This window comes from Pseudomonas sp. P867 (genome assembly GCF_019891455.1).
In the GTDB taxonomy this organism is placed as follows: domain Bacteria; phylum Pseudomonadota; class Gammaproteobacteria; order Pseudomonadales; family Pseudomonadaceae; genus Aquipseudomonas; species Aquipseudomonas synxantha_A.
The window spans coordinates 1-519 of sequence record NZ_JAFLXB010000042.1; the positions used below are offsets into that span (position 1 = coordinate 1).

Consider the following 519-nt stretch of genomic DNA (forward strand, 5'->3'; position numbering starts at 1 on the left):
TCGTAACAAGGTAGCCGTAGGGGAACCTGCGGCTGGATCACCTCCTTAATCGACGACATCAGCTGCTCCATAAGTTCCCACACGAATTGCTTGATTCATTGAAGAAGACGATAGAAGCAGCTTTAAGCTCCAAGCTGATAGCTCTTAGCTAATCAGTTACGCGCTCGAAATTGGGTCTGTAGCTCAGTTGGTTAGAGCGCACCCCTGATAAGGGTGAGGTCGGCAGTTCGAATCTGCCCAGACCCACCAATTTTGTTATGGGGCCATAGCTCAGCTGGGAGAGCGCCTGCCTTGCACGCAGGAGGTCAACGGTTCGATCCCGTTTGGCTCCACCATTAACTGCTTCTGCTGTTAGAGTTTAGAAATGAATATTCTGAAGTGAATATTGATTTCTAGTCTTTGATTAGATCGTTCTTTAAAAATTTGGGTATGTGATAGAAAGATAGACTGAACGTTACTTTCACTGGTAACGGATCAGGCTAAGGTAAAATTTGTGAGTTCTCTTAATCGAGAAATTCG

2 tRNA genes are annotated in these 519 nt (G+C 45.5%); both read left to right on the forward strand.

What is annotated here, in order from left to right:
• Positions 1-172 precede the first annotated feature (172 nt).
• Positions 173-249: transfer RNA gene (locus J1G33_RS27735), tRNA-Ile, on the forward strand.
• A 10-nt stretch (positions 250-259) separates the two neighbouring features.
• A tRNA-Ala gene (locus J1G33_RS27740) sits at positions 260-335 on the forward strand.
• The last annotated feature ends 184 nt before the right edge of the window (positions 336-519 follow it).